This is a genomic window from Polaribacter sp. (assembly GCF_036480315.1).
Taxonomy (GTDB): domain Bacteria; phylum Bacteroidota; class Bacteroidia; order Flavobacteriales; family Flavobacteriaceae; genus Polaribacter.
Genome location: NZ_JAZGGG010000020.1, coordinates 51,509 through 72,224 on the forward strand (window position 1 = coordinate 51,509; position 20,716 = coordinate 72,224).

The window sequence follows — 20,716 nt, forward strand, 5'->3', positions numbered from 1 at the left end:
TTGTACCTCAAAAGAGCTCAAACAAACCGTTCAATCAGGGCTAGACTTGTTTGCTAACTTTTAACAAGACCAAAACTATTCTAATTCCTTAAACATTATTTTACAATTAAATGCGGAACATCATCCACATTCCAATCAATTACTAAACCACCAGCTAAAGATTTTGCAACTTCTTTGCCGTATAAAAATTCACATAAATACAACGCAGCTTCAAAAGATTTTGCACCTCCAGCAGATGTAATGTATTTTCCATCATGCACAAACAAAACCTCTTTTCTAATTTCTAATTCAGGGAACATTGTTCTCATTTTATCAATATCACTCGGAAAAGTAGTAGAAACTTTTCCATTTAACAATTCTGCTTTTGCTAATACAAATGCACCGTCGCAATGAGAAGTAACATAAGTAGCTTCCTTATCAACTCGTTTAACAAATTCTATCATAGCAGTATCTTCCAAATCGGAATCTAAATGATGTTCTGCTGAAGGAACTACTAAAATATCAATTTTTGGTAACGAATCTTTTAAATAATTAAAATCTGGTAAAATTCTCATTCCTTCAAAAGTGACAATTGGTTTGTTTGTATTTGCAACTGTAAAAACATTCATTGCTTTAATATTTTCTCTAAAAATAGTATGTTGAAAAATATCAAAAGGAGCCGTTAATTCAGTATTAAAAGTTCCGTCCATAATTAAAAAAGCAACATTATATCTGCCTTTTTCTAATTTAGGAAACACTTTACTTTGTTTCACTTCTTCTTGTAATTTGTTCTTATCCTCATCACTTTTGGTTTGACAACTAACAATTACAATTATTAATAAAGACAACAGAACTCTTTTCATATTATGTGTTTTAATCAAATATAAAAGTATTCAAAATCATTTTAACACTCAATTTTTTCATCAACTCTTTTTTGTTTCGTAGTTTTATCAAAAACTAATAAAACTCACCATGAAAAAACTTATCCTATTCACAATTTTTAGTCTTTTCTTATTTTCTTCTTGCAACCCTAAAAAAGATAAAGAAGAAAAAAAAGATACTTATGTAGCTGATAATTACACAAAAAAAGAAATAGATATTGTAATGAGAGATGGTGTAAAATTACATACAACCGTTTATTATCCTAAAGATACTTCTAAAGAATATCCAATTTTAATGCAACGAACTCCTTATAGTTCTAGACCTTATGGAGAAGGAAAAATGAAAACCAAAATTGCACCTAATGCTCATTTAATGAAAGACGGTTATATTGTTGTTTACCAAGATGTGCGTGGCCGTTGGATGAGTGAAGGTGTTTACGATAATATGCGTGCTTACATTCCTAATAAAACTGCAAAACAATCAGATGAAGTTTCAGATACTTACGACACAATAGATTGGTTGGTAAATAATTTGGAAAACAATAACGGAAATGTTGGTACTTGGGGAATTTCTTATCCTGGACATTATGCAACCATTTCTGCAATTGATGCACATCCAGCCTTAAAAGCAGCTTCTCCACAAGCGTGTATTGGCGATTTCTTCTTTGATGACTTTCATCATAATGGCGCTTTTTTATTGAGTTACTTTAGAGCAATTTCTTTATTCGGAACATACAAAGACACACCAACGGATTCTGCCTGGTATTCATTTCCGAAGATGAATTCTAAAGATCAATATCAATTTTTCTTGGATAAAGGTCCTTTAAAAAACTTGAACGAATATTTTCAATATGATAAATTAGATGTAAAAACTGCCGAAAATAAAGACAGAATCGATGATTTTTTCTGGAAAGAAATAGTTGATCATCCTAATTACGATTCGGTTTGGAAAAGCAAAGGAATTATTCAACATTTAAATAGAGTTCCTTCTAATGTAGCAACTATGATTGTGGCTGGAGAATTTGATGCAGAAGATTTATACGGGCCTTTAGAAACGTATAAAGCAATTGAAAAGCACGGAAAAGAAAATTACAATACATTGGTTTTTGGTCCTTGGGATCATGGGAAATGGTCTAGAACTGGAGTGAAAAATTATGTTGGTAATTATTATTTTGGAGATTCGATTTCTTTAAATTTTCAGAAAAATATTGAAACCAATTTCTTTCATCATTTCTTAAAAGGAAAAGGTGATAAAAATTCTGGTTTACCAGAAGCTTATGTTTTCGATTCTGGTAAAAAAGAATGGAAATCTTACGATACTTGGCCTCCTAAAAATGTTATGAAACAAGTAGGTTACTTCAGAAACGAACAAAAACTACAAATTGTAAACAAAAATGTAGAATTTAAACATAAAATAGAATCAATCAAATTTATCAGTGATATCAAACGTCCTGTACCATATTCAGAAGATATTAAAACGGTTTTTACGCCAAGAAAATACATGACAGATGATCAACGTTTTGCGGCAAGAAGACCAGATGTTTTGGTTTTTGAAACAGAAGTTTTAACGGATGACTTTACGTTAGTAGGAGACATTTTAGCAAAATTAAAAGTAGCAACTACAGGTACGGCAGCAGATTGGATTGTGAAAATTATTGATGTACACCCAGATAATTTAAAAGAAAATAATGGTAAACTACAAGATCATTTAAAAATGAGTAACTATCATTTAATGGTTAGAAGTGAAGTTTTACGTGGGCGTTTCAGAAATAGTTTTGAAAATCCAGAGCCTTTTACACCAAACAAAAAAACGGATGTAAACATAAAATTACAAGATATTTTTCACACGTTTAAAAAAGGGCATAAATTGCAAATTCAAGTGCAAAGTACTTGGTTTCCTTTAATTGATTTAAACCCGCAAACCTATGTAGATAATATTTTTAAAGCTAATAAAGAAGACTTTAAAACACAAACACATTCAGTTTTTACAGATTCATCAATCCAATTTTCAGTATTAAAATAAATTATTCAACATGAAAAATAAAATTCAATTTATCCTATTATTTCTTATAGTATTTTCATTTCAAGCACAAGAAAAAGCTGTTCCCATTTTCAAAGATGGAGAAGCACAAATTGTAGAAGCTTTTAAGGATTCAGAAAAATGGATTCGCCACGATTTATGGGTAGAAACTACTTTTGACACAGATGGCGATGGTAAATTAGACAGAATGCATGTAGATGTTACTAGACCTTTACAAACAAAAACAGAGGGTTTAAAATTACCTGTTGTTTATGAATCTAGCCCTTACTATTCTGGAGTTGCAAACGGAGGAAGAGAATTATTTTGGAATGTAAAACATGAACTAGGTAAAAAAGTACCAAACCCTTTTCATCCAGAAGTAAAAAGAAGAGGAAAACGCCCAATTATTTCGAATTCTCAAATTAAAACGTGGGTAGCTAGAGGTTATATTGTAGTTCATTCTTCTTCACCAGGAACCGGTTTATCAGATGGTGCGCCAACAGTTGGTGGTGATAATGAGTCTTTGGCTCCAAAAGCAGTTATAGATTGGCTGAATGGACGTGCAAAAGGATTTATTTCTAGAGAAGGAAATGAAACAGTAACCGCTTTTTGGTCTACTGGAAAAGTAGGAATGACAGGAACTTCTTATAACGGAACGATTCCTTTAGCAGCTGCTACAACTGGAGTAGAAGGTTTAGAAGCAATTATTCCTATTGCACCAAACACATCTTATTATCATTACTATCGTTCTAACGGGTTAGTGCGGTCTCCTGGAGGTTATTTAGGGGAAGATATAGATGTTTTATACGATTTTATTCATAGTGGGAAAGAAAAAAATAGAGCCAGAAATAACAAAGTTGTTAGAGATACTGAAATGGCAAATGGTATGGATAGAATCTCTGGAGATTACAACGATTTTTGGGCTGGAAGAGATTATATAAATGATATGAAACCAATGAAAGCTGCATTGTTAATGTCTCATGGTTTTAACGATTGGAATGTGATGCCAGAACATAGTTACAGAATTTATAAGAAAGCTTCAGAAATGGGCTTGTCAACTCAAATTTATTATCATCAAAATGGACATGGAGGTCCACCACCAATGAAAATGATGAATCGTTGGTTTACAAGATATTTACATGGGATTGAAAATGGTGTTGAAAACGACTCAAAAGCTTGGATTGTTAGAGAAAATGACAAAAGAACTGAACCAACAGCTTATAAAAATTATCCAAACCCCCAAGCTAAACCTGTTACTTTTTATTTAAATGGAGGGGCTCCTGGGGTTGGAAGTTTAACTACAAACAATTCAACATCAAAAGGAACAGAAACTTTAGTAGATAATTATTCTTTTTCTGGAGAAACTTTAGCGCAAGCTGATTATACAAACCATCGTTTATTATATGTTAGTCCAGCCTTAAAAGAAGATCTACATATTTCTGGTGTATCAACCATAACAATAAAAGCAGCAAGTTCTAAATCTGCAATAAACCTATCTGTGTATTTGGTTTCTTTACCATGGAATAAAGGCCGTAGAACAAAAATAACTGATAACATTATAACACGTGGTTGGGCAGATTTACAAAATCATAAATCTTTATCAAAAAGTGCTCCATTAAAACCTGGTGAATTTTACGAAATGACGTTTGATTTACAACCAGATGATCAAATTATTAAAAAAGGCCAGCAAATTGGGTTGCTAATTTTTTCTAGTGATGCAAATTTCACCTTATTACCTAAACCAGGAACTGAACTTACGCTTGATTTAAAAGGAACTAAAATTACAATTCCTATTGTTGGAGGAATGAATACTGTTGAAAAATCTTTGAAATAATTTTGTATGAAATTCATTTGTTCTGTAATTATAAATTCATCTAAAAACAATGTTGCAAAGTTATTTGGGAATCCTGATTTTTTAGGTGAATATCAAGATGGTTTTTTAAGAAAAAAACATATTTCTGGAGAAGCTGGCAAAGAAGGTTCTATTTCTAAAATGTATTATAAAATGGGAAAAGGTGAAATGGAATTGACAGAAACCATTTTAAAGAATGAATTGCCTAATTCATTCTCTGCTTTTTATTTTCATAAACATACAGAAAATACCATGACATCAACATTTATTACATTAGATGAAAATATTACAGAATTAAGTGCAGAAATAGATTACACTGCTTTAAAAGGTTTTATGGTAAAAATAATTGCTTTTCTATTTCCTTCTTTTTTTAAAAAACAAGTTCAAAAATGGTTGAAAAACTTTAAAGTATTTGTAGAAAAACAATCAAATACGGTTAATTAATATGGAAGATACTAAAGGAATTTTATCTAAAGAAAAAACAAACGATTGGCTACAAAGATTAAAAAATGAAAGCTGGGAAGCTGAATTATTAGTTTCTGCAATTGCTATTTTTGGTACTTTTCAATTATTTAAAGTAATAAATTGGACCACAAATTGGTTTATAGACATCTTAACGCCTAACCAATATATTTATGCTTACTTTATAGTGTTTTTTGGCTTAATAGCCATAAGCACATTGGTTGCAATGTTTATAATACACTTTTTTTTACGAGCCTATTGGATTGGTCTAGTAGGTTTAAATTCTGTTTTTTCTGATTATAGTATAGAAGACAGTGCATATTCAAAAATTTATACAGAAAAAATACTTTCAATCTTACCAAAACTAACAGATTCAATACAAAAAGTAGACAAACTATGTAGTGTTATTTTCTCTGTAGCTTTTACATTTTTACTAATGTTTGGCTACATAGCATTACTCGCAAGCATCTACTTATTACTGTTTAATTTATTATCTGACTATGTTTCAATATATATATATTATTAATTCCTGCTATAATATTTTTGATTATTTACTTTTTACAGTTAATTATTTCTGTAATTGCTAACATAAAAAAATATAAAAATGATACCAAAATTCAGACTTGGTATTTTCAGCTTGTAAAAATTGGTTCTATTTTTATGTTAGGTCCTTTGTATAAAAATATTTTACAAATAACAATGATTTTTGGCTCTAACTTCAAGAAAAACAAATCGTTAGTAATGCTAATTATAGCTTTTTTATGTTCAGGAATGTTAGTTTCTTTTGTTAAAATTGATGATACTAATATCTTTTATTTAATTGATAAATCTTTCGATATACCTACAGATAATTCTAAACCTTTTTCTAGTTATTATAAGTCTGAAGATAGTAGTGTAGATTTTTTATTAACACCACAATTAGAATCAGATGTTATTACCACTAAACTCACAAAACTCTTTATTCCTATTTTTGAACACGAGCGAAAAAACTTTCAAAAGAACTGCCCCGAATTTAAAGATGATGATACCAAGAGTAGAAATGAAAATAGAATAAAAGACAGGGAAAACAAATTAGATTGTTACCATAATTACAATCAAATATTAATAAATGATAAAATTATTGAAGTAAATTTCAATAAATATCACCATCCAATAACAAAACAATTCGGAATTATTTGTTATTTAAAATCTAGCAATTTTATAGAAGGAAAGAATATTTTAATTGTCAACAAATTGAATGAAATAGGAAAAGACAAAACAAATTGGCTCATTCCTTTTCAATATTATAAAGACTAATTACTTAAATCCGCCAAGGCGGATTTTTTCTATTTTCACCAACTTTGTAAATTATTAATTGATTTAACTTCATATTTTTATTTTTTTATTACCTCCTTTTTTAAAACTTTCATTAAAAAAAGTAAGGTTAAAACTCCTACAAGTGCAAAAACGGTTATTACATTCCAAGTAAATTCGTAACCGAATTCAGCAATCATTTGCATACCAACATTATGGCTAAAAATATGGGCTAATGAAAATGAAATACTATATAAGGCCATATATTCTCCTGGATTTCCTTTTTTTGACCTCTCTACTGCAAACGCGTTAGAAAACGGAAAAGCCATCATTTCTCCAATAGACATCAACACCATTCCTATCCATAAAATTCCAACCCAAGAAGTTAAATTTAAAACGATATAACTCATGGCAACTAAAAATAGACCAATAGCAACTAATTTAATTTTCGAGGTTTTAGAATTTTGTAACCAATCTATTAATGGCATTTCAAATATAAAAATGAAAAGTCCGCTAAACCCCATTAATAAACCAATTTCTAATTCATTTAACATTCTTATCTCTTTATAATACAAAGGAATTGTAGAGAAATACTGTAAGAAGACAAAGCCAAAAATAAACATAGCAACAAAAAACACCCAAAAAGCCTTGTCTTTATATGCAGAAATAGGGTTTTCTACCTTAATTTCTGCTTCAACTTTTGATTTCTTGGGATGTAAAACTTGTAACAATAAAAAAGCAGCTAGAATACAAGTAACTCCATCAACCCAAAATAATCCTTGGTAACTAAAAAAAGTAATAATTAATCCACCAATTGCAGGTCCAGCAGAAAAACCTAAATTAATTGCCAATCGAATTAAAGTCACAGAACGGGTTCTGTTTTCTGGCTTGCTATACGCATTTAATGCAACAAACATTGCAGGTCTAAAAGAATCTGCTACTAACATTACAAAGAAAATTCCTGCACAAAAAGTTTCAAAAGTATTAGCAAATTGCAACAACACAAAAAGAATTCCCGTACCAATTAAACTAAATAGCATCACCTTATAATAACCAATTTTATCAGTTAATTTCCCTCCAAGCCAAGTACCAAAAACTGATCCTATACCAAAGAAAGACATGATCCAACCAACATCAGAAAGTGAAAAACTTAAACTGTCTGATAAATAAATTGACAGAAATGGTATAACCATAGTTCCTGCTCTATTTATAAGCGTAATTAATGACAACCACCAAACCTCTCTAGAGAGTCCGCTAAAAGATTTTATGTAATTATTATATAGTTTTTTCATGGTTTATTAATTGGTATAAAAGTAAAAAAGTCCGACTGTGAAGTCGGACTTTTTTAATTGTTTGATTTTATATTGATATTATCAAAACATATAAACGTACCGACTTTTTCGTGAAATACACGATTGCTTGGTTAAATATGTAATGACGTTCCTCATCTTAAATTTCTAATTATGGTATAAAACTACATAAAATATCAATATAAAAACCAAAAATTATTTTCTTTCTTGTATTTTAGAGCAAAACTTAAAAAAAACATGAAAAAATTAAAAACCAGTCATATATTAATTACTGCATTTATAGTAATAGTAAGTCTTCTATTTATTTCTACTTATTTAAAAGACAATAATGTTTCTAACTTAAAAGAAAACGGAATTGTAACGTTGGCAATCATCAGTAAAATAGATGCAAACAATTATAGAGCTAATGAAATGGATGGGTCTAAAATTGAAAACTATATTTTTACCTTTAATTTTTCTGTAAACGAAGAAAAAATAAAAAGTATAAGAACTGTTGAAAAGAAAAATTTCTCTAAATTCTTTAGCAAAGAATTATTTGTAAATGATACTATCTCTATTTTATACGATCCATCAAATCCTAGAAATAATAAAATCAAAGAACTAACAACCGTAGAATAATGATATTTAAAAAGAGAATTTTATACGCTGCAATCATTTTACTACTATTATATATTGCTAATATTTTTATTTCTACAGGATATTTTAGAACTATAGAAAATAAGTTTGAAGGAAAAATTCTAAAAGAAATTTCTCTTCCTGGAGCAGAAGATATTATTGTAAGTAAAATTGATAGTTTTGCTATTATTTCTTCAACAGCTAGAAACAAATTCCCAAATATAGATCAAGAAATTGGTGGTTTGTATTTCATTGATTTAAAAAACACTACATACAAACCAATTCATTTAACAAAAAACTTTAAGAAGTCTTTTGCTCCTCATGGAATTTCAATTTATAAGAAAGATGATGTATACACAATTGCCGCAATAAACCACACCAAAGAAGGGGAATTAATTGAATTTTTCGAATTGAAAGACCAAGAGTTAAATCATACTAAAACTTTAAAAGATGAATTGATTTTTAGTCCTAATGATATTGTTTTATTAGATGAAACTCGTTTTTATTTCACCAATGATCATAAATATCATAATGGATTACAACGATTAGCAGAAGACTATTTAGGTTTGGCTATTTCAAATGTTATTTATTTCAACGGACAAAACTATACACAAGCTGCAGACGGAATTGCTTATGCAAACGGAATTAATTTTGACAAAAACAGAAACTTACTTTTTGTTGCATCACCAAGAGCATTTTTATTAAAAGTCTATCAAAAAAATGAAGACAATTCTTTAACTTTTTTAGAAGACATCGATTGTAAAACTGGAGTTGATAATATAGAATTTGATGCTGAAGGAAATTTATGGATTGGTTCGCATCCAAACCTAATGCATTTTTCTTCTTATGCAAAAGGTGATGAAAAAATATCGCCATCAGAAATTATTAAAATTAATTACAGAAAAAAAGGAGATTATACTATTGAACAAATCTATATGGAAGATGGTACAGAAATGTCTGCTTCTACGGTTGCTGCAACTTTTAATAATTTAATTTTAATGGGTAATGTTATGGATGATAAATTTCTAATTCTAGAAAGAAATTCTAACTAAATTTATACATTCGCAATATGAAAAAATCAATTACAATCTTATTGCTACTTTTAATGACAATCTCTTGTGGAAGTGGTAAGTCTTTCCAAAGTTTTTTCAACGATCATAAGAGTGATATTGGTGTAACAGCATTTCAAGTTCCTAATTTTATGCGCGCTTTAATCAGTACTATTTCACCAGAAGTTAATAATTTAATTGGTAATGTAAACGATTTAAAATTCATCACTTTTAACGATATTTCTAAAGAGAAACAAACACAATTAATTAATGAAATGAATTTAGTTACAAACGCTAATTTCACAGATATGTTACGAAGTAACCAACCTGAAAAAACAAAAATTATTTCTGTAAAAGAAGATGGAGATGTGGTAATACAAGCAATTATTTTTAATTCAACTTTAGCAAAAACCTCTGTTTTTTATTTAAAAGGTCGTTTCGATCCTAATAAAATAAAGCAACTTTCTGAAACAAATCAGTTCGAAGAATTATCTAGCAAGTTAATTCAGAATTACCAAGTTCATACAAAGCAACTAATTACACCAGGTTTTAATCCTAATTAATTATGAAAAACATTCTTTTATTATTATCTATATTCTTAATAACATCTTGTAATTCACAAGATAAAAGAGCATTATTAGGCGAAACTGAATATCAGCAAAAATTAAACGCCAGTTATAAAGACGCATCAAAATCTCCTTTAAAAAAGAAAGATTTAAAAAAGTTTAAAGGACTAGATTTCTTTGCTGTAGATGCTACTTTTATAGTAACTGCAAAATTGGTTAAAACAGAGAATGCACCAACTTTTGAGATGGCAACTACCACAGATAGAAAACCATTGTACAAAGAATACGGCAAGTTAAATTTTACTTTACAAGGAAAGAATTGCGTGCTTACCATTTATCAAAGTCAAGATGATTTACGAGATAAAAAGTACAAAGATTACTTGTTTTTACCATTTACAGATGATACTTCTGGTGAAGATTCTTATGGTGGTGGACGTTATATGGATGTTATGACCACAGATATTTCTGAAGAAAACACCATTATTTTAAACTTCAACAACACCTACAATCCTTATTGTGCTTATAACTACAAATATTCTTGTCCGTTAACACCAAGAAAAAATCATTTAGATTTAGAAGTAAAAGCTGGAATTAAGGTTTTCAAGAAACATTAAGAATCTATAGAAATATCGCTTTTTAAATCTAATTCAATTGCATTTTCTAAATCTAATAAATGCTGTTTTCTAACTTTTAATTTTGTTGCAGCATGTGCTTTTTTATTCAATTTAGAAGACATTTCTGCAACCTTAATTGCAGTTGGCAATAAATGACTTTCAGGCACAATAATATCTAAAAAACCTGCAGCGATTGCCTGTTTAGAGCTATAAATTTCAGCATTATTTACACTTCTATTTAAATATACTTCAGACAAACGTGCTTTTGCAATTGCAATTCCTGCATTGTGCATTGTCATACCAATCATCACTTCATTTAAACCAATTTTAAAATCGCCTTCTACACCAATTCTATAGTCTGCAGAAAGTAATAAAAATGCACCTTTTGCAATGGCATGACCAGAACAAGCAACAATAATTGGTTGTGGAAAAGACAACATTCTTAACGATAATTTAGATCCTTTTGTCACTAATTCTTTTGCTGCTTCTGGTGATTTGGTCATCACTTTTAAATCAAATCCTCCAGAAAAAATGCCAGATTTACCTGTTATAACAACTACTTTATTCTCTTGTTCCGCTTTGTCTAAACTTAAATTTAAACCTTCAACAACTTCATGAGAAATAACATTTGCTTTTCCATTGTTAATAGTAATTATTGCGTAATTTTCTTCTGACTTGTAGCTTACAAATTCGTTCATTCTTTATTTTTATATAAATTTAACTAAATACATTCCTGCAAAAACAGCTAAAAAACCAATAACAAAACTGGCTATTGTGTAAAATGCAAAACTTGTAAAATCTCCTGATTTTAAAAACACATGGTTTTCATAGGCAAAAGTTGAAAAAGTTGTAAAACCACCACAAAAACCTGTTGCTAATAACAATGTACTATTCTGACTTAATGTTTCGTTTTTTGCTGCATAACCAAGAATAATTCCTATTAAAAGACTTCCTAATATGTTTGCAGCAAAAGTTCCGTAAGGAATTACGTTTTCAGAGTTATTTAACCATTTACCAATTAAAAAACGTAAAACACTTCCAAACCCTCCACCAATAAAAACGAATAGTAATTGTTTCATTACAGTTTTATTTCTTCAACGTCTATCCAATTTTTCTTTTGAACCACAGTTCCTTTATTTAAAATAATAACTCCAGGATTTGCTCTAATCATGGTTTTTAAAGTGGTTTCATCACAGAATAAAAACTCGAAAGGCAGTTTGTGTTTCTCTTTAGCTAAAATTAAATCATCTGTAAATGAAGCTGAAACTCCATATACTGTATATCCTTTTTTAATCGCTTTATTTGCTGCTGCTATAATTTTAGGAAACCCGGTTACATCAGATTTATCAAGATTATAAACAATAACCAACATCACTTTTTCTTTTGCTAATAACTCCGGAGCTAAATCATTTTGAGAATCTTCCAACATAAAATCGTGTACTGGAGGAATTGAACCATCTTCTGGATATTCCATACCTGCTGATATATTCTTACCAATTGCATATGCTCTAAAATCGATTATTGGTAAATGTGTTAGTACGTGTTGTACAATATATAAAAAGACTGCCAATGATAGAAAAGTAATTACTTTTGGAATTTTACCTTTAAAAATTGGTTTTATAAACTCAACTTTTATTAATAAAATAAAAATTAAAACAATTAAGATTATGTTTTTGTAAAAGGTTTCCCAAGGCGTTAATTTAATCGCATCACCAAAGCAACCACAATCTGTTACTTTGTTATAATATGCTGAATACCACGTTAAAAACAAGAAAATTAACGTTATAATTAATAAACTCCAAACGGTAAATTTTGGTTTGTAGCCAATTAAAATCATAACTCCTAAAAGGATTTCTGCAATAATTAAGAAAATTGCAAACAGCAATGCATACGGAACTAAAAACTCCATATTTAAAACACCTTCAGAAAAGTATTCTTGAAACTTATATTGAGAACCAATTGGATCTACCAATTTTACAAAGCCTGAAAATATGAATAAGGCTCCGACTAATATTCTTGAGATTTGGGTTAGTCTTTTCATAAACTTATTTAAAAAATTGTATTTTTTTAGAACTAGTATTTTTATTTATTATTTTATAAGGATATATTAATGCTTCATTTAGGTTTAGAAAATGAATAGAATAGACAAGTCTCATTTTTATTTCATTTCTATTAATATTATAGTTCTTATGAACTAAATGAATTACAGATACTGGATTCTCAAATTGATTACATACAGTTATAGGTTGAAAATATTCATAAATCACTTCGTTTTGTTTTGAAAATTCATTTAAGAAATTACTATAATTGCTGTATCCTTTTCCATTACGCACTTTTAATTCAAAATATTTTCTTTTAATCTTATTCTGTTTATTATCCAAAAAAGTTCCTTCATTAACTCTCCAAAATTCATTAAAAAATTCCTCATCTAAATTCTTATATAGCTTTTTTTGATTTAGCGTAGTCTATAAAATATTGAGATTTCCCTTGAGAATAAGCAATATCATTCTTCTTAACAAACTCATTATAACATTGTTCAATGTTATGTTTTTCTTCATCACAAATTTGTGCTTCAAAAAAGTCAACAATTTTAGCTAAATTCTCTAATTCATTATCTGTAAATGATTCTGATAATAGTTTATCAGATTTCATTTCTTTATAAGTAGATGATTCTTGTTTAGAACAACTACTAAAGATTAGAATAGAAATTAGGAAAATTAGTTTTTTCATATATTAAATTTAAAAACTTCTCGATACAAATTTATTCATTCTTCATAAATTCACTCGAAGTGACAGAATTTGCTTACTCTTTCCCCTTGTAACTATGTAACTCTGCACCTTTGAAACTTTGTTACTCTGCAACTTTACAACTCTTTTCACCCCAAATGAATCATCGCAAAAACGGCATAATTAATCATGTCTTGGTAATTTGCATCAATACCTTCAGAAACTAAAGTTTTACCTTTATTATCTTCAATTTGTTTAACGCGTAATAGTTTTTGAAGAATTAAATCTGTTAAACTAGAAACACGCATTTCTCGCCAAGCTTCACCATAATCATGATTTTTATTCATCATTAATTCTTTGGTAATTTTACTATGCTTGTCATACAAAACAGTTGCTTGTTCTGTGTTTAAATCAGGATTATCAACAACACCATTTTCTAACTGAATTAATGCCATTATAGAATAGTTAATGATGCCTATAAATTCAGGTTTTTCTCCTTCATCTACTTTTCTCACTTCATTTTCTTGCAATTGTCTAATTCTTTGCGCCTTAATAAAAATCTGATCTGTTAAAGACGGTAAACGTAAAATACGCCACGCAGAACCATAGTCAGACATTTTTTTTATAAATAAGCTTCGGCATTCTTCAATTACAGCATCGTATTGTTTCGAGGTATCTTGCATTTTCTTTTGTTAAAAAGTATTTGTTCAAAAATACTAAATCCTATATGCATTTCATTTATTTTTACAAAAGAATTTTAAAATCATAAAATTGAAAAGAATTGTTGTTTTTTGTGGAGCAAGTTTAGGCTTTAATCCTATTTATAAAGAAGCTGCTATAGCATTAGGAAATCATTTTGCCGAAAACAAAATCGGTTTGGTTTACGGCGGAGGGAAAATAGGAATGATGGGCGCAATTGCAGATACAATTCTCGCTCATAATGGAGAAGTTATTGGTGTAATTCCAAAGTTATTAGAAAAAGAAGAAGTTGTACATGCTGGTGTAGAAGAAATGATTGTTTGTAAGAAAATGAGCGATCGAAAAGTAATTATGAGTAAATTAATTGATGGTTATATTACGCTACCTGGTGGTTTTGGTACGTTAGACGAATTGTTTGAAGCGCTAACTTTAGGGCAACTTTATATTGAACAAAAACCAATAGGACTCTTAAATATAAATGGTTATTTTGATGCCATATTATTACAATTAGATAAAATGATTGAAGAAGGCTTTTTAAAGAAAAACAATAGAGATATGCTAATAATTGGGACTTCAGTAGAAGAATTAATGCAAAAAATGAACAATTACAAAGCACCAAAAATTAGCCACGTAATTAATAAAGTTGTAAGCTAAAATGACAATAAATTGCAAAGGTACTTTAGTAGATTTAGCATCCCCAAAAGTGATGGGGATTTTAAATATTACGCCAGATTCTTTTTTTGATGGTGGAAAATATAAAAACGAGTCAGACATTCTTTCTCAAGTAGAAAAAATGCTTTTAGATGGCGCAACTTTTATAGATGTTGGTGCATATTCTTCTAGACCTAGCGCAAAACATATTACCGAAGAAGAAGAATTGCAAAGAATTGTGCCTGTTATTAATTTATTAGTAGAGAATTTCCCAGAAATCATTATTTCTGTAGATACTTTTAGAAGTAAGATTGCACAAGAAACTATAAATTCTGGTGCAGCAATTGTAAACGATATTTCTGGCGGAAAAATGGATGACAATATGTTTACAACTGTTGCCAATTTACAAGTTCCTTATATTTTAATGCACATGTTAGGCACACCACAAAACATGCAGAAAAATCCAGTTTACAAAGATGTTACACAAGAAATTATTTCCTTTTTTGCTGAACAAATTTACAAATTACATCAACTAAAACACAACGATATTATTATAGATGTTGGTTTCGGATTTGGAAAAACAAACACTCATAATTTTGAAATTCTAAAGAATTTAGATCTTTTTAAAAGTTTAGATGCTCCTATTTTAGCTGGAATTTCTCGCAAATCTATGTTGTATAAAACATTAGATATTTCTGCTCAAGAAGCTTTAAACGCAACCACTTCTGCAAATACGATTGCGCTTTTAAATGGTGCAAATATTTTACGCGTACACGATGTTAAAGAAGCAGTAGAAGCTGTAAAAATTGTGAATCAAATACTATAATTATTCACAAAGCTTGTCATTCCTGCGTAGGCAGGAATCCATAATAAGTTATTCTATTTTTAGAAGCTATTTCCAGCTTTCCACTATATCTTTTTATTTTGTTCTCGATACAAATTTGTTCATCCTTCACAAATTCACTCGAACTGACAATAAAAAGGTTAAAAATATCAACAGATATTTGAACGGTTTCAATCTGGGCTAAACTTGTTTACCAACTATCTGTCTAAATTAACAGCAACCTGTCATTTCGAAATGAGTGAAGAATGAACGATTGAGAAATCTCATAATTATCTAAAACTATGAGATTTCTCATTCATCGGAATGACACTCTGCTGAACCCTCTTAAACTTTCTGGCACTCTATTTGTTAATATTATGTTAACGCCAAAAATCTACCAAACTAAACTTTAATAAATCACTTCGAAATAATTCGGACTGAAAACCAATTTATTAACTTTTAAAAACTAGAAATTATGAGTAGAAAAGAAACTCCAGAAATTAATGCTGGTTCAATGGCAGACATCGCATTTTTATTATTAATCTTCTTTTTGGTAACCACAACCATGAATATAGATGCAGGAATTTCAAGAAAAATTCCACAGAAACAAGAAACTCCAAAAATTGATGTTAATGAAAGAAACATTTTAGAAGTAAACATCAACAAAAACAATGATTTATTTGTAGACGGAAAAACAATTCAACAAAAAGAATTAAAACAACTTGCAATTGATTTTATAGATAACGGCGGCGGATTAGACATCAACAAATTAAATTGTGATTGGTGCCAAGGTTTAAAAATTTCAACGTCGTCCGATCATCCATCAAAAGCAATTATATTTATAACTACAGATCGTTTAACAAATTATGAAACCTATATCTCTACATTAGATATCTTAAACTCTGCTTATACCCATTTAAGAAATAAACTTTCTGTTAAATTATACAATAGAAATTATGAAAGTTTGTTAGAAGATTATAAGAAAACGAATAACAGCGATAAAAGTCTTCAAGAAAAAATAAAACTTATCAGAGATAAATATCCACTATTACTATCGGATGCAGAAAACATATAACTTTTTTATAAAAATTATATATTTTAGATTCCCGATTTCGCGAGAATGACAATTTTAAAGGAAACTTTGAGGCTAAACCTCAAAGCACGTTTTTTGAATAATAACTGATATTGTAATCAGCGAATTTATTAGTACTTTAGCCTAAAATCAGTCTCTTTTTTATGTTCGATTTTATTGAATTTTCTTTATTAGATGTTTTAGATATTTTGTTGGTAGCAACACTACTCTACTACATTTACAAACTTTTAAAAGGTACAGTTGCCATTAATATTGTTATTGGTATTGCGTTTATTTTTCTAATCTGGAAAATTACACAAGCCCTAAAGATGGAAATGTTAAGTGGTATTTTAGGTTATCTTTTATCTGGTGGAGTTATTGCACTAATTATTGTTTTTCAGCAAGAAATACGTAAGTTTTTACTGATGATTGGTACTACTAATTTCACCAATAAACGTAATTTTTTAAAGCAGTTAAAGTTTTTGCAATCAGAAATTGGTTCAGAAATGGATACAGAAACAGTTTTAGAAGCATGTAAAAAAATGTCTAAAACTAAAACAGGTGCATTAATTGTTGTGGAAAGAACCAATAGTTTAGACTTTTTAATAAATACAGGCGATAAAATGAACGCTCAATTAAATGAAGCCATTTTACAAAGTGTTTTTTATAAAAACAGTCCGTTACACGATGGTGCTTTAATAATTAGAGACAATTTTATTGTTGCTACAAGAGTAGTTTTACCAATTTCAGACAGTACAAGAATTCCTGCAAGATTTGGTTTAAGACACAGGGCAGCAATTGGCATTTCAGAAAAAACAGATGCCGTTTGTTTATTAGTTTCCGAAGAAACTGGTGAAATTTCTTATATAAAAGATGGTGGTTTTGTTCTTTATAAGGATTACATAGAACTCAACGAGAAAATAAGAGCCGATTTAATACAATAAAAAAGGTTCTCAAAATTGAGAACCTTTTTTATATTTAAAAAGTGACTTTACTATTTAGATGGAGCCATTTTAGATTGAATTGCAGATAAAACACTTTTGTATTTTGCCAATTCTTTAACATCTAATTTAGATGCTAATTCTTTACCTTTAACTAATAAAGCAGCTCCTTTAGGTGCCAATGCAGAAATCTTACCTAAATTACCATTTGCAGCAATATAGTCTTTTGCATAAGCAGCATATTCAGTTAAATTTTTAGTAACAGCTTCATTTGCAAATTCAGGAATAGAAACACCTTCTAAAGCAGATTCTACCATACCTTGTGCTTTATCAACTACAGCATTTGCAGCATCTTTAGCACCATCAACAACAGTTGTTCCAGCATCTTTTGTTGCTTCTACAGCTTTACCTGTAGTTTCTACTGTTGCATCTTTTAAATCTGTTGCTCCTTTTTTTGCTTCTTTACAAGAAGTTGCTAACAAAGCAACAACTGCCATTGATAATAATACTTTTTTCATTTTTGTTCTAGTTTTTTAAGATTGAATTGCAAATTTACTATAATTAATAGAAAAAACACCACTAACATTAGACAAACTACCATAAGAAGTAGGTGAAGTGTTATAAATAATAGACCAACTAAATTGCAATATCTAAACTAAACTGCTTATCATACAAGTTCTTATAATAACCTTCTTTTTTTTCTAATAATTCTTGATGCGTTCCTTCTTCAACAATTAAACCTTTATCCATTACAATAATTTTATCAGCTTTTTTAATCGTAGCCAATCTGTGTGCTATTACAATAGATGTTCTTCCTTTAGTAATAGTTTCTGTTGCAAATTGAATCATTTGTTCAGCATTTGCATCTACAGAAGAAGTTGCTTCATCTAAAATTAAAATACTTGGCGAACTTACATACGCTCTTAAAAAGGCTATTAATTGTCTTTGGCCAGAAGACAACATAGCTCCACGTTCTTTTACATTGTATTGATAACCTCCAGGAAGTGTCATGATAAAATCATGAATTCCTATTTGTTTTGCAGCAGCTTCTACTTCTGTTAGCGAAATGCTTTCATCTTTTAAAGTAATATTATTAAAAATTGAATCTGAAAATAAAAACACATCTTGTAAAACAACGGCAACTTGAGTTCTTAAACTTTCTAAAGTATATTCATCTATAGAAATGTCATCAACACAAATAGTTCCACTATCAATTTCATAAAATCGATTAATTAAATTGATAATTGTAGATTTACCTGCACCAGTTGCACCAACAATTGCAATGGTTTGCCCACTTTTTACGTCTAAAGAAATTCCTTTTAAAACTTCCTCATCTTTTACATAACTAAATCTAACATCTTTAAAATTGATGTTTCCTTTTAAATTTTCTGCTTTAATTGTTCCACTTTTTGCGATAGAACTTTCTGTATCCATCACTTTAAAGACACGTTCTCCAGAAACAATTCCCATTTGAAGTTGATTGAATTTATCTGCAATTTGACGTAAAGGTCTAAATAACATCTGTGCCATTTGAACAAATGCAATTACAGTTCCTGGACCAGCAACTTCACCAGAAACTATTTGCTTACTCCCAAACCAAACAATTAGACCAATACCAACAGAAGATAAAATTTCTGCTATTGGAAAGAAAATAGAGAAATACCAAATGGTTTTTACATACGCTTTTTTGTGCTTATTGTTTATTTCCATGAAGTTTTTGTATTCAATCTTTTCTCTATTAAAAAGTTGAACAATCTTCATACCAGTAACTCTTTCTTGTACAAATCCGTTTAAATTAGCTACTTGATTTCTAACTTCTTGAAATGTAACTTTTATTGCTTTTTGAAATATTTTAGTTGCATAAATAAGAATTGGTAAAACGGCTAAGGCTATTAAAGCTAACTTCCATTTAAAATAAAACATTAAAGCAGCAACAGCAAACATTTGTAAAATATCACTTACAATTGTAAAAACACCGCTGCTAAAAAAAGCTGCAATTGTTTCTATGTCAGATACAACTCTTGTTACTAATTTACCTACAGAATTTGTATCGAAGTAAGACATTTTAAACTGCAAAATATGTCTAAATATTTTGGCTCTAATATCTCTAATAATATGTTGTCCAACCCAATTGGCGAAATAAATAAAAGTAAAACGTAAAAGTACTTCTAGAAGAATAACACCAAACATTATTAGCACATTATGTATAAGCCCTTCAGTGTTTTTTTCTGTAATATATTTATCTATGGTTACTTTAATTAAATATGGGTTTATTAGAGAAACACCAGCCAATAAAATGGTAGAAGTAGCAGCAATAAAAAAGTTTAATCTATAGCGTTTTGCAAAACTCATAAGTCTTATAAAAATCTGTAAATCGAAAGCTTTTCCTGTTTTATCTGCCAAAATTTAATATTTTATGTTTGTTAAAAATAATCCTTTTGCCGGAACCGACAATCCTGCATTACCTCTATTTTTACTTTCTATAATTACTCTAAACTCTTCTTTAGAAACTTTACCTAAACCTACATCTACTAATGTACCAACAATAGCTCTAACCATATTTCTTAAAAAACGATTTGCTGAAATATGAAAAATAATTTCATCTCCTTGTTGTTTCCAATAAGCTTCTGTAACATCGCAGTTAAAAGTGTAAACGTCTGTTTTTACTTTAGAGAATGTTTGAAAATCTTCATATTCTAAAAGTAATTTTGCCGCTTCATTCATCAAATTCACATCTGGTTTTTGTGAATGAATTTGCCAAGAAAAATCTAATAAAAACGGGTTTCTGCCTAACCAAATTCGATACTCATAACTTCTAGAAGTTGCATCGAATCTTACGTGCTTTTCATCATCAACTAAAAAAACTTTATAAACTGAAATATCGTTTGGTAAAATTGAATTCAATTTAAAAACAATATTATCTTTTAACTCCAAATCAATATCAAAATGTGCAAACATCTGTGATGCATGCACGCCAGTATCTGTTCTTCCTGCACCAACAACTTCTGTTTTTTGTTGAAAAATAGTAGAAATAGCATGGTTTAATTTTTCTTGCACAGAAATAACATCTGGCTGAATTTGCCAGCCATGGTATTTTTTTCCGTTATAAGAAAGTTCTATAAAATATCTCAATAAAGTTTATTTTTGAAGACATCAAAATTA

At 29.2% G+C, this 20,716-nt stretch carries 24 protein-coding genes; 13 read left to right on the forward strand and 11 right to left on the reverse strand.

Translation table 11 applies throughout. The features are described from left to right. Positions 1–95 precede the first annotated feature (95 nt). Positions 96–842: a DJ-1/PfpI family protein gene (locus V3V28_RS03325; protein ID WP_331363604.1), complete on the reverse strand. Its 747-nt coding sequence runs from the start codon at positions 840–842 to the stop codon at positions 96–98. Between the two features lie 109 nt (positions 843–951). On the opposite strand from V3V28_RS03325, the gene V3V28_RS03330 reads away from it, so the two are divergent. Genes V3V28_RS03330 through V3V28_RS03350 form a run of 5 tightly spaced genes read left to right on the forward strand, consistent with a single transcriptional unit; the run spans position 952 to position 6,490 of the window. Then, a complete protein-coding gene (locus V3V28_RS03330; RefSeq protein ID WP_331363605.1) occupies positions 952–2,883 on the forward strand; it encodes a CocE/NonD family hydrolase in 1,932 nt (643 codons plus the stop codon). Between the two features lie 10 nt (positions 2,884–2,893). Then, complete coding sequence (locus V3V28_RS03335) at positions 2,894–4,714, forward strand: Xaa-Pro dipeptidyl-peptidase (protein WP_331363606.1); 1,821 nt, start codon at positions 2,894–2,896, stop codon at positions 4,712–4,714. 6 nt (positions 4,715–4,720) lie between these two features. Continuing rightward, positions 4,721–5,176 carry a hypothetical protein gene (locus V3V28_RS03340; protein ID WP_331363607.1) on the forward strand — a complete coding sequence of 152 codons (456 nt, stop codon included), beginning with the start codon at positions 4,721–4,723 and terminating at the stop codon, positions 5,174–5,176. Position 5,177: 1 nt separating this feature from the next. Continuing rightward, positions 5,178–5,720, forward strand: coding sequence for a hypothetical protein (locus V3V28_RS03345; protein ID WP_331363608.1), 543 nt, complete (start codon positions 5,178–5,180; stop codon positions 5,718–5,720). Between the two features lie 17 nt (positions 5,721–5,737). Then, positions 5,738–6,490 carry a hypothetical protein gene (locus V3V28_RS03350; protein ID WP_331363609.1) on the forward strand — a complete coding sequence of 251 codons (753 nt, stop codon included), beginning with the start codon at positions 5,738–5,740 and terminating at the stop codon, positions 6,488–6,490. A 77-nt stretch (positions 6,491–6,567) separates the two neighbouring features. Here the strand turns inward: V3V28_RS03350 and V3V28_RS03355 are convergent, their stop codons facing one another. Then, positions 6,568–7,779, reverse strand: coding sequence for an MFS transporter (locus V3V28_RS03355; RefSeq protein ID WP_331363610.1), 1,212 nt, complete (start codon positions 7,777–7,779; stop codon positions 6,568–6,570). 255 nt (positions 7,780–8,034) lie between these two features. Here V3V28_RS03355 and V3V28_RS03360 point away from each other — a divergent pair, with 255 nt between their 5' ends. Genes V3V28_RS03360 through V3V28_RS03375 form a run of 4 tightly spaced genes read left to right on the forward strand, consistent with a single transcriptional unit; the run spans position 8,035 to position 10,641 of the window. Beyond that, a complete protein-coding gene (locus V3V28_RS03360) occupies positions 8,035–8,415 on the forward strand; it encodes a hypothetical protein (protein WP_331363611.1) in 381 nt (126 codons plus the stop codon). Beyond that, positions 8,415–9,464, forward strand: coding sequence for an SMP-30/gluconolactonase/LRE family protein (locus tag V3V28_RS03365; RefSeq protein ID WP_331363612.1), 1,050 nt, complete (start codon positions 8,415–8,417; stop codon positions 9,462–9,464). Before V3V28_RS03360 ends, V3V28_RS03365 begins: the two co-directional genes overlap by 1 nt. A gap of 17 nt (positions 9,465–9,481) precedes the next feature. Continuing rightward, on the forward strand, positions 9,482–10,024 hold the full coding sequence (locus V3V28_RS03370) for a DUF4252 domain-containing protein (RefSeq protein WP_331363613.1): 543 nt from the start codon (positions 9,482–9,484) through the stop codon (positions 10,022–10,024). Positions 10,025–10,026: 2 nt separating this feature from the next. Next, a complete protein-coding gene (locus V3V28_RS03375; RefSeq protein ID WP_331363614.1) occupies positions 10,027–10,641 on the forward strand; it encodes a DUF1684 domain-containing protein in 615 nt (204 codons plus the stop codon). On the opposite strand, the gene V3V28_RS03380 is transcribed toward V3V28_RS03375, so the two are convergent. From V3V28_RS03380 to V3V28_RS03405, 6 genes are all read right to left on the reverse strand, one after another. Next, positions 10,638–11,339, reverse strand: coding sequence for a crotonase/enoyl-CoA hydratase family protein (locus V3V28_RS03380; protein ID WP_331363615.1), 702 nt, complete (start codon positions 11,337–11,339; stop codon positions 10,638–10,640). The two genes, V3V28_RS03375 and V3V28_RS03380, sit on opposite strands and share 4 nt — an antisense overlap. 9 nt (positions 11,340–11,348) lie before the next feature. Beyond that, the gene (crcB, locus tag V3V28_RS03385) at positions 11,349–11,720 is read right to left on the reverse strand and encodes a fluoride efflux transporter CrcB (RefSeq protein ID WP_331363616.1); all 372 of its coding nucleotides are present in this window, start codon (positions 11,718–11,720) and stop codon (positions 11,349–11,351) included. Beyond that, positions 11,720–12,682, reverse strand: a complete 963-nt coding sequence (locus V3V28_RS03390) for a BT_3928 family protein (protein WP_331363617.1) — start codon at positions 12,680–12,682, stop codon at positions 11,720–11,722. The genes crcB and V3V28_RS03390 overlap by 1 nt, the downstream gene beginning before the upstream one ends. Positions 12,683–12,686: 4 nt before the next feature. Next, on the reverse strand, positions 12,687–13,022 hold the full coding sequence (locus V3V28_RS03395) for a hypothetical protein (RefSeq protein ID WP_331363618.1): 336 nt from the start codon (positions 13,020–13,022) through the stop codon (positions 12,687–12,689). Positions 13,023–13,077: 55 nt separating this feature from the next. Continuing rightward, entirely contained in the window at positions 13,078–13,371 is a 294-nt protein-coding gene (locus tag V3V28_RS03400) for a hypothetical protein (protein WP_331363619.1), read from the reverse strand. Positions 13,372–13,517: 146 nt separating this feature from the next. Continuing rightward, a complete protein-coding gene (locus tag V3V28_RS03405) occupies positions 13,518–14,051 on the reverse strand; it encodes a DUF1599 domain-containing protein (protein ID WP_331363620.1) in 534 nt (177 codons plus the stop codon). An 88-nt stretch (positions 14,052–14,139) separates the two neighbouring features. Here V3V28_RS03405 and V3V28_RS03410 point away from each other — a divergent pair, with 88 nt between their 5' ends. The 4 genes from V3V28_RS03410 (at position 14,140) to cdaA (ending at position 17,557) form a co-directional block, all read left to right on the forward strand. Continuing rightward, positions 14,140–14,721 carry a TIGR00730 family Rossman fold protein gene (locus tag V3V28_RS03410; protein ID WP_331363621.1) on the forward strand — a complete coding sequence of 194 codons (582 nt, stop codon included), beginning with the start codon at positions 14,140–14,142 and terminating at the stop codon, positions 14,719–14,721. A gap of 1 nt (position 14,722) precedes the next feature. Then, the gene (gene folP, locus V3V28_RS03415; RefSeq protein WP_331363622.1) at positions 14,723–15,544 is read left to right on the forward strand and encodes a dihydropteroate synthase; all 822 of its coding nucleotides are present in this window, start codon (positions 14,723–14,725) and stop codon (positions 15,542–15,544) included. 472 nt (positions 15,545–16,016) lie between these two features. Further along, positions 16,017–16,616, forward strand: coding sequence for an ExbD/TolR family protein (locus tag V3V28_RS03420; protein ID WP_331363623.1), 600 nt, complete (start codon positions 16,017–16,019; stop codon positions 16,614–16,616). Between the two features lie 161 nt (positions 16,617–16,777). Beyond that, the gene (gene cdaA / locus V3V28_RS03425; RefSeq protein WP_331363624.1) at positions 16,778–17,557 is read left to right on the forward strand and encodes a diadenylate cyclase CdaA; all 780 of its coding nucleotides are present in this window, start codon (positions 16,778–16,780) and stop codon (positions 17,555–17,557) included. A gap of 50 nt (positions 17,558–17,607) precedes the next feature. On the opposite strand, the gene V3V28_RS03430 is transcribed toward cdaA, so the two are convergent. The 3 genes from V3V28_RS03430 to truA all read right to left on the reverse strand — a co-directional run bounded on the left by V3V28_RS03430 (position 17,608) and on the right by truA (position 20,686). After that, complete coding sequence (locus V3V28_RS03430; RefSeq protein WP_331363625.1) at positions 17,608–18,072, reverse strand: hypothetical protein; 465 nt, start codon at positions 18,070–18,072, stop codon at positions 17,608–17,610. Between the two features lie 118 nt (positions 18,073–18,190). Then, positions 18,191–19,957, reverse strand: a complete 1,767-nt coding sequence (locus V3V28_RS03435; protein ID WP_331363626.1) for an ABC transporter ATP-binding protein — start codon at positions 19,955–19,957, stop codon at positions 18,191–18,193. A 3-nt stretch (positions 19,958–19,960) separates the two neighbouring features. Next, a complete protein-coding gene (truA, locus tag V3V28_RS03440; protein WP_331363627.1) occupies positions 19,961–20,686 on the reverse strand; it encodes a tRNA pseudouridine(38-40) synthase TruA in 726 nt (241 codons plus the stop codon). Positions 20,687–20,716: the final 30 nt, after the last annotated feature.